A 12,918-nucleotide genomic window follows, 5' to 3' on the forward strand; every position below is an offset into this window, starting at 1 on the left:
TCAGACTTCTCCGCCCAGGTCGACGTACAGGTGGTCGAGACCGACGTAGCTGAGGTTGGGACCCCAGACGGCGGCCTCGTCGGACAGGCGGGCGTGCGGGAACCGCGCGGCGAGGCGGCGCAGCAGGACGGCCGCCTCCAGGCGGGCCAGCGGCGCGCCGACGCAGTAGTGCGGGCCGTGACCGAAGACGAGGTTCCGCTCGCCCGCCGCGAGCGCGGCGGGAGTCGCGGGGGTCGCGGCAGGCGTGTCGGCCGCACCCGCGACCGCTCCGGTCACCGGGCAGACCGCCGGGCCGGTCTCCGGGACCTCCTCCTCGACCTCGTCGAGCGGCCCCTGCCCCGTCAGGCTCACAAGGACGAGGTCGCCCTCGCTCAGCCGCGCCCCCGCGAACTCCTGGTCGTACGCGACGACCCGGCCGAGGTGCCGCAGCGGCGGCTTGCGGACGAGCACCGACTCGACGAGGTCGGTGACCGCGCCCGGCTCGTCGCGCTTGACGGTCTCCCAGAGGTTCTGGTCACCGAGGGCGGTCAGGACCGTGGAGCCGAGCAGCGAGGCCGTGGTCTCCAGGCCGCCGAAGAGACACATGGCCCAGGTCGCGGTGGTCCTGGCCCGGTCCTCGGGGGTGTCGGTGGGGAAGCCCTCCAGGGCCCGGGCGCCGACGAGCGCCTCGGACATCTCCTCCATCACCCGGTGCGCGGCCAGCGCGTGGTCGCGGCGGTACATGGCGCCGATGAACAGCGACAGGGTCCGCGACCAGCGGTGCAGGACGGGCGGGGGCACGTCGACGCCGACGACGTGCGCCATGACCTTGCCCGAGATGCCCTCGGCCACGGCCGGCACGAGGTCCTGCGGGCGGTCGGCGGCGGCCAGTTCGGTCAGGCACTCGTCCGTGATCTCCTCGATGCGCGGCGCGAGCGAGCGTACGTACGAGGCGGACAGCATGCGCTGGACCGGGCGCCGCAGCGCCATGTGCTCGGGGGCGTCGGCCTGGACGAACCACAGCCGCAGGAACTCGGTGAGCTCCCGGTACTCGGCGCGGGCCGCGTCCGTCATGTAGAGCTGGAAGGAGCGCTCGAAGGTCCCTGAGGCGAAGCCGGGGTGGTTGAGGACCTGCTGGGCCAGGCGCGGGTCGGCCACGACCCAGCAGTCGAGTCCTTCGTCCCACTCCGGCGCCCGGACGCCGTCCGCGAGGGACGGCGCCGGGACCGGTGCCGCGGTACGGGTCATCACTCCGCGGCCTTCTCGATGAGCGCGCCGAGGCCTGCGGGCGTGGGCGACAGCAGGAAGTCCCGCAGCCGTACGTTCGCGCCCAGCTCCTGCTTGACCTTGCGCATCAGGCGTACGGCGCCGAGGGAGTTGCCACCGATCATGAAGAAGTCGGTGTCCTCGGTGACGTCGGTGAGGGGCTCGCCCTCGATGACGCCGTCGAACAGCTCGGCGATGCGCCCCAGGGACACACCCGCGGGTACCGGGACGACCGGTGCCGGGGCGGCCTCCTCCACTGCCGGTGCGGCGGAAGAGGATCGCTTCGCCGGGCCCGCCACCGCGGCGAGCGCGCGCCGGTCGACCTTGCCGTTGGCGGTGACCGGCAGTCGGTCCACCACGGCCCACAGGTTCGGGACCATGTAGGAGGGCAGCGTCTGCGCGAGCAGTTCGCGCAGGCCCGCCGCGTCGACGGCCGCACCCGGCGCGAGGACCACGGCGGCCACGAGCCGCTTCTCGGCGCCGTCGCCGTCGGTGACGATCACGACGGCGTCCTGCACCTCGGCGTGCGCGGCGAGGACGTCGCTGATGGCGCTCAGCTCGACGCGGTAGCCGCGCAGTTTGACCTGGTCGTCGGCGCGGCCGAGGAAGCGGACGCGGCCGCTGGTGTCGACGCGGACGAGGTCGCCGGTGCGGTAGAGGCGCTCGGGCACGTCCGGGGAGAGGTTCCCGAAGACGCGGGCCGTCTCCTTCTCGTCGCCGAGGTAGCCGTCGGCGAGGCCGGCGCCGCTGGTGTAGAGCTCGCCGACCGCGCCGGGCGGGAGCTGGCGGCGCCGGGCGTCGAGGACGTACACGCGGGTGCCGGGGACCGGGCGGCCGATGGGCAGCGGTCCGTCGACGTCCTCCACGCGCGCCACGGAGTGGGTGGTGGTGAAGGTGGTGTTCTCGGTCGGTCCGTAGCCGTTGGTGAGGACGATGCCGGGGTGCCGGGCCAGCAGACGGGCGGTGTGCTCGTGGGGCACCACGTCCCCGCCGGTCAGGAGCTGGCGCAGGCCGCCCAGGGAGTCCGGGGCGAACTCCTCGACGAGGCGGAAGAGTCCGGCGGTCAGCCAGGCGACGGTGACGCCGCGCTCCTGGAGGAAGGCGCCCAGCTCGGTCGGTGAGGCGAGGCCGGCCGGGTGCACTTCGAGGGAGGCGCCGGTGAGCAGGGCGCCCCACAGCTCCAGGGTGGAGGCGTCGAAGGAGAGCGGGGAGAGCCGCAGCATCCGCTCTCCCGCGCCGAGGCGGACGTAACCGGCCTCGTGGACCAGGCGGATGACGGCCCGGTGCGGTACGCACACGCCCTTGGGCAGGCCGGTGGAGCCGGAGGTGAAGGCGACGTACGCGAGGCGCGCCGGGTCGGCGGGCGGGATGGGCACGGCGTCGGCAGGGCCTGGCCGCCAGTCGGGCTCCCAGGTCGCGACGGCGGGGACGCCGAGGCCTGCGAAGCGCTCGGCGACGGTGGAGTCGACGGGTCCTGTGAGGGCGGCGGTCGGCCGCGCCCGCTCCAGGATCTTCGTCACGTGGCTGTCGGGCAGCGAGGGGTCGATGCCGACGTACGCGGCGCCCGCCCAGGCCACGCCGAGGACGGCGACGGCCTCGGCCACCGAGCGCTCCACGCCGACGAGGACCCGGTCCCCCGGCCGTACGCCGGCGGTGAGCAGCAGCCGGGCCTGTTCGGCGGCGGCCTCTTCGAGCTGACCGTACGTCAGGGTGTGCGTGGCGTCGCGGACGGCGACGGCGCCCGGCTCGCGCGCGGCCACCTCGCGGAAGAGGGCGTCGAGGGAGGTGACGGGGAAGTCCCGGCCGCTCTCGTTGATCTCGTCCAGGAGCGCGCGGCTCTCCACGGAGATGCCCCGGACGTCTTCGAGCCGGGCTTCGGGGGCGTCGGCGAGCTGGGCGACGGCGGCGCGGAAGTCGGCGACGAACGCCTCCGCCTCGGCCTGGCGCCAGACGCTCGTGGCGTACTCCAGGTGGCCCGCGTACGACGGGTCGGCGTGGCCGATGAGCATCGTCACGTCGAACTGGGAGCCGCCGCCGTGGCCCTCCTCGACGCGTACGCGCAGCGGTCCGGCGGTCAGTTCGCGCGGGACGAGCTGGTCGTGCATGCCGAAGCAGACCTGGACGAGCGGGTGGCAGCCGAGGCTGCGCTCGACGCCGAGGCGGGCGACGAGCTCCTCGAAGGGCAGGTCGCCGGCGTCGATGGCGGCGCCGAGCGAACGGTGCACCCCGCGCAGGTAGTCGGCGACGTCGAGGTCGTCGTCGACGTCCACGCGGACCGGTACGAGGTTGCCTGCGACGGCGACGAGCCGGCGCAGTTCGGAGGAGCCGCGGCCGAGCAGGGGTACGCCGACCAGGAGGCGGCGGGTGCCGGTGCGGCGGGCCAGGGTGAGGCCGAAGGCGCCGAGCAGGAAGGCGTACGGGGTGATGCCGAGGGCGCGGGCCTGTGCGGCGACCCGATCGGTGACGCCGGGGCCGAGGTCGAGGCCGAGGCGGTCGCCTGCGCCGTCCTGGACGGCGGGGCGCTGCTGGTCGGCGGGGAGTTCGAGGACGGACGGCACGCCGTCGAGGTGGGAGCGCCAGAACGCGGCCTGCTCGTCCCAGGCGCCGCGGGCGCGGGCCTCCTCCTGGTGGTGGCGGAGGGCGGCCAGCGGGGTGCCGAGGTCGCGGGGGGCGGCCTGGCCGACCTGGGCGGCCTCGGCGACGAGTTCGGCGTAGGTCTCGAATATCTCGCGCAGCAGGTGTCCGACGGCGTAGCCGTCGAGGACCATGTGGTGCGCGGCGAGGACCAGGGCGCCGCGCTCGTCCTCGGCGGCGGCGGGGGCCCAGTGGCCGAACCGGTAGGCGGGGGCGGCGGCCAGGTCGAAGGGCTCGCGGCCGAGGTCGGCGCCCTCGCGGCGGACCTGGTTCTCGAAGGCCTCGGCCGGGCCGACGTAGGTGTGCTCGACGAGTTCGGGGGTGTGCGCGGGCAGGATCTCCTGGACCACGTCGTCGGCGGTCTCGCGGAAGACGGTGCGCAGCCCCTCGTGGCGGGCGACGGTGGCGGCGATGGCCTTGGTGAGGAGGTCGCAGTCGAGCCTGGCGCCCTCGGTGAAGCAGTGGAAGACGAGGTTGTAGGGGGAGCCGCCGGCGACCCGCTCGATGAGCCACATGCCGCGCTGGGCGGGGGTGAGGGCCTGTTCGGCGCTGCCGGTGAGGAGCTCGGTGGGGGCCGTCCCTACGGGTGCGACGGGCGTGGCGCCGTCGAGCACCTGGCCGAGGGGGGCGTCGCCGAGGAGGTCCATGATGGCGACGCGCAGGCCGAGCTTCTCCTGCAGGACGGCGGCGAGGCGCATCGCGCGCAGCGAGTCGCCGCCGAGGGCGATGAAGCTCTCGTCGCCGAAGGCGTCCGGGCCGTCCGGGAGGTCCAGGACCTCGGCGGCCAGCGCGCGGGCCGTCATCGGGCGGCTCCGGTGGACTGGGTGCGGGCGGCGGCGAGGAGCGCGGCGCGGTCGCCGCCGGCGCCGGGGGCGGCGGCCGGGGCAGCGGCGGCGGCGATCAGCTCGGCCTGGCCCTCGACGGTGGGCTGGCGGAAGAGGTCCATGGTGCGGACCTCACGGCCGGAGACCTGGCCGAGGCGCTCCACGAGGAGGACGAGGAGCAGCGAGTCGCCGCCGGACTCGAAGAAGCTGACGTCGTCCGCGACCTCGTCGGTCTCCAGGACCTCGCGCCAGATGGAGCGGACGAGTTCGAGGCGGGCGTCCGGGTCGTCCAGGTCGACGGCCGGGGCGGTGGCGTGGGGGCGTACGGACTCTTCGAGCACGGGATTCTCCGGGAAGGTGGCGAGGTCCGCGGCGCTGCGCCGCAGATCGTTGAGGAAGTCCTTGACGTCGCCGGTGCCGAACACGTGGACCGGGTAGTCGAGGGACAGCCCGAGCCGCCGTCCGTCGGGGGTGTCCTCGAGACGGACGAACAGGGCCAGGTCGTACTTGATGAACATCGGGTCGAGCGGGCGCAGTCGGCCGGTGGTGCCGGGGACCAGGTCCAGGGACCGGGGCGCCTCGTCGAGGTTGACCAGGACCGGCGACAGTGGCGGCCACAGGACGTTGCGGTCGGGGTTGAGGGCGGCGGAGACCGCGTCGAGGGGGACGTCGCTGTCGACGAAGGCCTCCATGCCGGCGATCCGTACGCCGCCGAGCAGCTCGTGCCAGGTGTCCTCGGGCCCGACGGTGACCCGGAGCACGACGGTGGTCATGAACATCCCGATCACATCGGCGGTGGCGGGGTCGTCGCGGCCCGGCCAGGCGAAGGCGATGAGGAAGTCCCGCTGGGGTCCGGTGCGGGCGAGGGTGGCGGCGAGGAGCGCGACGCCGACCATGAAGGGGGTGCAGCCCTCCCGGGCGGCGACCTCCATGATCCGGGCGGTGGTCCCGGGGTCGAGCGAGGTGGTGACGGTGGCGCCGAGGAGCGACTCCTCGGTGCCGTCGTGGGCGGTGCGGGCGAAGGGCAGGCGCACCTCGGCGGGTGCGCCGCGCAGCCGGTCGACGACCTCGGCGACCTGCTCGGCGATGGCGTCCGGGTCGCGTTCGGCGACGACGGAGGCGGGGTGCGGTGGGGTGGTCAGGAGCGGTTCCACCCCGTCGACGGCGGCCCGGTAGAGGCCGACGATGTCGTCGAGGAGCATGCCGCGGGAGACACCGTCGAAGATGATGTGGTGCACGTTGACGACGAGGAGGGTGCGCTCGGGTCCGAGGCGCACGACCTCCGCCCGGGCGGGCGCGTCCTTGGCGAGGTCGAACGGCGCGGAGCACAGGGCCCGTACGAGGTTGTCGACCTCCTCCTCGGCCCAGCCCTCGGCCTCGGCGTCGAGGAAGCCGGGCTCGGCCGGCGGGCCGTCAGTCGTGTACTCGACCTGGCGGCGTTTGACGTCGAGCCGGAAGCGGGCGCGGAGCGAGGGGTGCCGGGAGAGGGACCGTCCGACCGCCGAGACCAGCGCCGCGTGGTCCACGGGGCCGGTGAACTCGACGACCGTGGGGACCAGTTGGGTGGGGCGCAGCAGCTCGTCCCGGTCCAGGACCCAGATGCCTTGCTGCACCCTCGTGGCCGGATACCAGACGTGTCCGGTCGGTGACGTACCGTACGGCGCTGCGGGCAGCACGAATGGACCTCCGAAATCTGCGGGAGCGGTGGATGGGGTGGGGCGGCGATCGCCGGGTCAGGGCCCGGCGGGCCGGCCCGCGCCGGCCGGGGACCCGTTCGGGTCAACCGGGGCGGCTCAGGTTGCGCGGGGTCTCAGCCCCACTGGGAGTCGTCCTCGCCGAGTGGAGCCACGGGCGACGGCGGCGGGGTCGGGCCCCACTGGGAGTCGGCCAGGACGGTGGTGGCGGGAGCGGTGGTGGTCGTGACGGCCAGTCCCGCGATGGCCGGAATCGTCAGCGCGAGAGCAGCCAGAGCGCGGACGGAAGCGTGCTTGAACATCTCTATACCTTGCCTTTTCACTGTGGTCGGAGTGACGGTGCATGGTTTAGACCTGTGTGGTTCCCCGTCCGGAATCATGCGTTGTACTGACGCGCCGGGTCACCCGTGATCGGGGAGGATGATCCTGCAATGCGGAAACCAGCAGGGTGGGGAAATGTGCACGAGAGCGGACATAGGAAGCGAAGATCGCACCGTCGAGATCTGCGCGAACGGACTTCAGTACTACGCGGACGCCCTGGCGAACCGGCCCACTGCGGGCGAATGTCCTCAATGCCTGCTTGACCTGGGGCTTGTCCAGCGGGTACCGGACGGGGAACTCGCCCCGATACCGCCTCGGCTGGCCTCCGGGGCGCAGATGGACCGTATGGAACGCGTCATCGAGGAGAAGAAGAACGCCCTCGCGACCATGCGCGCGTCCATCGCCCAGGCGCAGGAGATCTATCTCGACAGTTATGGCCAAGGGGATTCCCATCTGATTCGCGTCGTTCAGGGGGCCGACGCGATCAGCGCAACGCTTTCCGCGGCCGTACACGCCTGCGAAGAGGAGTTGCTGACCGCGCAGCCGGGCGGGGGCCGGCCGCAGGAACTCCTGGACAAGGCGCTCGCCAGCGATCTGGAGGCGATCGGGCGGGGTGTCGCCCAGCGGACGATCTACCAGCACACGATCCGCTCCCACCAGCCCACGCTGACGTACGTGGAGCACATCGCGCGGGCGGGCGGCGAGGTCCGGACGCTCGACGAGGTCTTCGACCGGCTGATCGTCTGCGACCGGAAGATCGCCTTCATCCCGGACCCGAGTTCGGAGCGGAGCGAGATCGCGCTCGCCGTGGAGCATCCGGGCGTGGTCCGGTACTTGGTGGGCATCTTCGAGCACGCCTGGCAGCGAGCCTCGCCGCTGCGCAACTTCCCCAGCACCCGGCTGCCTCCGCTCCTGACGGACGAGGTGCGGCGGGCGATCCTGCGGCACATGGTCAACGGCTACACGGACGACGCGATCGCGGCCCGCCTCGGCATGAGCACCCGCAGCGTGGCCAACCACATGCGGTGGGCGGCGGAGCTCTTCGGCAGCCGCAGCCGGGCCCAGCTGGCCTATCTGATCGCCAAGAGCGGCTTCCTGGACGACGCCCCGGAGTGACGGGACGGTCGAGGGGGTGGGGTGGTGCCGGGGCCTGGGGGCGCCGGGGGGCGCTTCACGTTCGGCGCGGTGTCATGTACGTTGTGCCATCAGCACCACCCCCCGCGCGGCCGTCTCCGGCCGCAGCACAGCGCAGACCGGCTGGTTCCCCGTCGCGCCACGCAGGACCCTGCCCCGGGTCGTCGATCCCGGTGGCCTGTGGTCCGTCTCTCCGCACGCGCCCCGCGCCGTCCTTTCCGTACGCCGCGAGCCCGCGTGTCATGGCGCGTTCCCACCGCCCGCCCCGGCGAAAGGAAGACGGGTCTTGACCGTCCACGCCACCACACCGTCCACGTCCGCATCCACCTCCGCCGCAGCCCCGCTCGTCCCGCCGCCCGGCTGCCCGATGCACGCGGCCGCCACCGGCCCCGCCGACGCCCTCGACCTGGTCGACCCGAAGCTCTACAGCGACGGCGACCCGCACCCGGTCTGGGCCCGTATGCGCGCCCTCGACACCCTGACCCGCCACGAGGTCGACGCCGAGCGCTGGTTCTGGAACGTCGTCCGCTTCGACGACTCCGACCGCGTCCTGCGTGACACGGCGACCTTCACCTCCGAGCGCGGCACCATGCTCGACCTGCTGGGCCAGGACGACCCGGCCAGCGGCAAGCAGCTCGCGGCCACCGACCCGCCGCGCCACACCGAGATGCAGGGCCGGCTCAAGAAGGCCCTCGCCATCAAGTCGGTCGACCGGCAGCGCGAGATGATCCGCGACCTCGTCGTACCGCTCATCGAACCGCTCGGCGACGGCGGCACGTTCGACTTCGCGCAGGCCATGCTCGCCATGCCGATGTCGGTCACCGGCACGATGATGGGCCTGCCCACCTCGGACTGGTCCTGGCTCAACCGGCTCACCACGGTGTGCATCGCCGCCGACGACCCCGAGTACCAGGAGGCGGGCGGCCGGAACACCACGCTGAAGGCGGCCCACCGGGACCTGTTCGCCTACTTCCAGGACCTCGTCCGGTTCCGCCGCAACAACCTGGGCGACGACCTGCTGAGCGTCCTGATCTCCACGGAGTTCGAAGGCCGGCACATGGCGCCCGACGAGGTCGTCGCCAACTGCTACAGCCTGCTGCTCGGCGCGAACGTCACCACCCCGCACGCGCCGAACTTCGTGATGGCCGAGTTCATCGAGTCCGGCGTGCTGCAGGACTGGGCCGCCCACCCGGAGGCCGACGCCACCGGTCTCGAGGAGTCGCTGCGCTGGGCCTCCCCCGTCAACCACTTCCTGCGGTACGCCACCCGCGACATCGAGATCCGCAACACGCGGATCAAGGCCGGGGACGCGGTCGTCGTCTGGCTCGGCTCCGCCAATCGCGACGACCGGGTCTTCACGCGCGGAGCCGAGTTCGACATCCGGCGCAAGCCCAACAAGCACCTGGCGTTCGGCATCGGCCCGCACTACTGCATCGGCCACAGCGTCGCCCGCGTCACCCTCAAGACGCTGTACCACGAGCTGTTCACCCGCTTCGAGGACTTCCGGCCCGCCGGCACCCCCGAGCGGCTGCGCTCCAACTTCGTCTCCGGCTACAAGCACATCCCGATCACGGCCCGGCCCGCGCGCGGCGGCGACGGCCGGGCGAGGAGGGCGGCGTGACGCCCCCCGGCGTGACGTCCCCCGGTGTGACCACCCCCGGCCCGACGCCCCCCGCCAGGACTGCGGTCGCGCCGACCAGGACGCCGTGGCTGCGCCGCTTCCACACCGCCCCGGCCGGCGCCCCGCGCCTGCTGGTCTTCCCGCACGCGGGCGGCAACGCCTCGTACTACTTCCCGCTCTCGGCCGCCCTGGCGAGCCACGCCGAGGTGCTCGTGGTGCAGTACCCGGGCCGTCAGGAGCGGTTCGGCGAGCCGTGCGTGGAGTCGCTGCACGACCTTGCCGACCTGGTGACCGCCGAACTGCTCGGCGCCCGGGAGACCTTCCTGGACCGGCCGTTCACGATCTTCGGGCACAGCATGGGCGCCTCCCTCGCCTTCGAGGTGGCCTGCCGGCTCCGCGACGCGGGCCACCCGCCCGCCGCGCTCGCCGTCTCAGGACGGCGCGCCCCGTCGATCCCCGCCCCCGGCGCGGTGCACCTCGCCGACGACGAGCGGCTCATCGCGGACATGAAGCTGCTCGGCGGCACGGACGAACGGATGCTCGACCACCCGGAGCTGCTCGCCGCGATCCTGCCGGCCGTCCGCAGCGACTACGTGGCCACGGAGACGTACCGCTTCCGTGGCGCCACCCCGCTGGACTGCCCCGTCACCGCGCTGATCGGCGACATCGACCCCCGCGTCGACGAGCCGCAGGCGCTGGCCTGGCACGCCCACACCACCGGCGCGTTCCGGCTGCGTTCGTACGCGGGCGGCCACTTCTATCTCGTACCCCACCTGGACGCCATCGTGTCCGAGCTGCTCGCCGATCTGCCGGCCGGCACCACGGACGCCGTCAGCACCGGCGCACCCACCCACCCCTGATCCGAAAGGACCGTCATGAAGTACCGCGTCATCGGAAGTTCGCCCGCCACGCGCCGCGAGGTCAGTGTGCTGAGCCTCGGTGCCATGACCTTCGGCACCACGGTCGACGAGGCGACCTCCTACGCGATCCTCGACCGCTTCGTCGAGGCCGGCGGCACGTTCATCGACACCTCCAACAACTACGCGTTCTGGGTCAACGGCACCCAGGGCGGCGAGAGCGAGGAGCTCGTCGGCCGCTGGCTGAAGAGCCGTGGCATCGGCGACGAGATCACCATCGCCACCAAGCTGGGCGCCCGCCCCAACCAGCCCACCTCGGGCTTCAGCCTGGACGTCGAGGGCCTCTCCGCCAAGGTCATCCGCGAGTCGTCGGAGCGCAGTCGCGAGCGCCTCGGCATCGAGAAGATCCACCTGCTGTACGCGCACATCATGGACGAGCACACCCCGCTCGAGGAGACCGTCCAGGGCTTCGCCGACGTCGTCGCCGACGGTGTGGCCGGTCTGCTCGGCGCCAGCAACCACTGGGCCTGGCGCGTCGAGCGGGCCCGCACCCTGGCCGCCGCCGCGGGCGTGCCCGGCTACGAGGTGCTCCAGCACCACCACAGCTACCTGCGCCAGCGCATGGACATCCCGAGCCTGCGCTCCCCCGACGGCAACCAGGGCCTGGTCAGCGGCGACCTGCTCAGCTACCTGCGCGCCAACCCCGAGCTCACCCAGGTCTCGTACTCGCCGCTGATCTCGGGCGCGTACGTACGGGACGACAAGCCGCTCGGCGCGGGCTTCGAGCACGCGGGCACCGAGCCCCGTCTGAAGGCGGTCCGCGAGGTCGCGGCGGAGACCGGCGCGACGGTCAACCAGGTGGTGCTGGCCTGGCTGATGGGCGGCGACATCCCGGTGCTTCCGCTGGTCGGCGCCTCTTCGGTGGCCCAGCTCGACGAGAACCTGGGCGCGGTCGACCTCGAACTGACCGAGGAGCAGCGGACGAAGCTCGACTCCGTCAACTGACGCGTCTCCGCCGGGCATCCAGGAACCCCGCGCCTCGCACGAGGCGCGGGGTTCCTGCCGTTCCTGCCCTTCCTGCCCTTCCTGCCGCCCTACGGCGTCTGTTCGCTGTTGTCCTCCACGGGACGGTCGATCCACTCGTTCCAGCCCAGCGGACGGTCGTAGCCGGGCCGGCCCACATTGCCGCTCGTGCGGAACGGCTTGCCGTTGTCGTCGATCCGGACCGTCCCGCGCTGCTTGCCGCTGGACCAGTCCAGTTCGAGGTACCAGCTCACGTCGTGCGCCTGGGCGCGCGCCGTCACGTAGAAGACCTCGGGGTCAGACTCGCTGACCTTGTACGGGAAGTCCCGCTGACCGGCGACGGGGCTGATGTCGGGGCGCGGGGAGTCGAGGTCCACGGCGAAGGACTTGGTGGCCACGTCACCGCCGCAGCCGACGCCCATGCTGTAGTCGTTCCAGGCGAGCGGCGCGCCCTTCTTCTCGACGCGGACGTGGAGGGCCTCCACGACGACGGTCTGCTTCCCTGTGCCCTGCACCGTCAGCGCGAGCATGTGGTCGCCGCCCGCCACGCCGCCGAGCGCCGAGACCCAACCGGGCGCCTCCGCCTCGACGGGCGGCGGGGGGACCTGTGCGGGCTCCCGGTTCAGCAGGTAGTGCTGGCTGCACGGGCCGTCCCACTTGTACGGGTTGGTGGCGACGGTCGGCGCGGTGGCCTCGGCCTCACCCGTTCCCGTACCCGGGCCCTTTCCCGTTCCCGCGCCCGTGCTCTTCGACGTGGAGGGGGTCGGGCCTGCGCTGCCGCTCCTGCCCGACGCCGACGGGGTGGGGACCGTGGTGGCGGGGGCGGTCTCCGGGCCCTCGGAGACGGACGAGGCGCCCGTGGTCCGCCGCTTGTCGTCGCCGTCCGCGCCGGTGGGGATGTTCAGCACGAGCGCCACCGACACGACGGCCGCGACGACTGCCGCGCCGGCGATCGCGACGGTACGCCGACGCCACCCGCGCCGGGGGCGGGGCTCGGCCTCCGGCCCGGGGCCGGTGACGACCAGTTCGCCGTCGGGAGCGGGGGTGCTCGGGGTCGAGGCGGCCGTCTCCGGCTCCGTGGCCGGTGCTTCCGCCGAAGCCGGTGTCGGAGCCGGAGCCGGTACTTCCGCCGGGGCCGGTGTCGGCTCGGGCGCCGTGTTCTTGCGTTGGCGCGTGACGTCCGCGTGCACCCAGAGCCGGTGCAGCTCGACGAGTTCGTCGGGCGTCGCCTTGCACAGCCGGGCGAACCGCTCCACGGGCGCGTAGTCCGTCGGCAGCGCCTCCCCGGTGACGTACCGGTGGAGTGTGGAACCGCTCAGGTGCAGTCGCTTCGCCAACGTGCCATAGCTCAGGCCCGACCGTTCCTTGAGCCGTCCCAGCAGCGTCGCGAACTCGTCCCCGACCACCGTTTCACCCTCTCCCACATCCCGCCCCCGCATCCCAGGGATCGACATCTCCCCAGGTCAGCGACCTGACATCGTCCCAGCGTCCCGAACCACCCGGCGGTTGTGGCGGGCGGGACGGATCTTCACACACGCTGTGGTCATCCAAGCACGCCGCAGCCG

Annotated in this window: 9 protein-coding genes; 4 read left to right on the plus strand and 5 right to left on the minus strand. The window is 73.0% G+C overall.

What is annotated here, in order from left to right; all coding sequences use genetic code 11:
* From ACGFYP_RS30340 to ACGFYP_RS30355, 4 genes are all read right to left on the minus strand, one after another.
* Nucleotides 1-1,227, minus strand: a complete 1,227-nt coding sequence (locus ACGFYP_RS30340; protein ID WP_393500278.1) for a cytochrome P450 — start codon at nucleotides 1,225-1,227, stop codon at nucleotides 1-3.
* Nucleotides 1,227-4,682 carry an amino acid adenylation domain-containing protein gene (locus tag ACGFYP_RS30345; RefSeq protein ID WP_393500281.1) on the minus strand — a complete coding sequence of 1,152 codons (3,456 nt, stop codon included), beginning with the start codon at nucleotides 4,680-4,682 and terminating at the stop codon, nucleotides 1,227-1,229. Before ACGFYP_RS30345 ends, ACGFYP_RS30340 begins: the two co-directional genes overlap by 1 nt.
* Complete coding sequence (locus tag ACGFYP_RS30350; protein WP_393500284.1) at nucleotides 4,679-6,379, minus strand: condensation domain-containing protein; 1,701 nt, start codon at nucleotides 6,377-6,379, stop codon at nucleotides 4,679-4,681. Before ACGFYP_RS30350 ends, ACGFYP_RS30345 begins: the two co-directional genes overlap by 4 nt.
* Before the next feature lie 134 nt (nucleotides 6,380-6,513).
* Nucleotides 6,514-6,699 (minus strand): hypothetical protein, encoded by a 186-nt coding sequence (locus ACGFYP_RS30355; RefSeq protein WP_393500287.1) that lies wholly within the window; start codon nucleotides 6,697-6,699, stop codon nucleotides 6,514-6,516.
* Nucleotides 6,700-7,063: 364 nt separating this feature from the next.
* Between ACGFYP_RS30355 and ACGFYP_RS30360 the strand changes: the two genes are divergently transcribed.
* From ACGFYP_RS30360 to ACGFYP_RS30375, 4 genes are all read left to right on the plus strand, one after another.
* Nucleotides 7,064-7,834, plus strand: coding sequence for a LuxR C-terminal-related transcriptional regulator (locus ACGFYP_RS30360; protein ID WP_361963779.1), 771 nt, complete (start codon nucleotides 7,064-7,066; stop codon nucleotides 7,832-7,834).
* Nucleotides 7,835-8,138: 304 nt separating this feature from the next.
* A complete protein-coding gene (locus ACGFYP_RS30365) occupies nucleotides 8,139-9,473 on the plus strand; it encodes a cytochrome P450 (RefSeq protein ID WP_393500291.1) in 1,335 nt (444 codons plus the stop codon).
* A gap of 26 nt (nucleotides 9,474-9,499) precedes the next feature.
* Nucleotides 9,500-10,333: a thioesterase II family protein gene (locus tag ACGFYP_RS30370; RefSeq protein WP_393500425.1), complete on the plus strand. Its 834-nt coding sequence runs from the start codon at nucleotides 9,500-9,502 to the stop codon at nucleotides 10,331-10,333.
* Nucleotides 10,334-10,348: 15 nt separating this feature from the next.
* Nucleotides 10,349-11,335 carry an aldo/keto reductase gene (locus ACGFYP_RS30375; RefSeq protein ID WP_393500294.1) on the plus strand — a complete coding sequence of 329 codons (987 nt, stop codon included), beginning with the start codon at nucleotides 10,349-10,351 and terminating at the stop codon, nucleotides 11,333-11,335.
* A gap of 89 nt (nucleotides 11,336-11,424) precedes the next feature.
* Here ACGFYP_RS30375 and ACGFYP_RS30380 read toward each other — a convergent pair whose 3' ends face one another.
* Nucleotides 11,425-12,759 (minus strand): helix-turn-helix domain-containing protein, encoded by a 1,335-nt coding sequence (locus ACGFYP_RS30380; protein ID WP_393500297.1) that lies wholly within the window; start codon nucleotides 12,757-12,759, stop codon nucleotides 11,425-11,427.
* Between the last annotated feature and the right edge of the window lie 159 nt (nucleotides 12,760-12,918).

This window comes from Streptomyces sp. NPDC048370, from assembly GCF_043200825.1.
GTDB lineage: Bacteria > Actinomycetota > Actinomycetes > Streptomycetales > Streptomycetaceae > Streptomyces.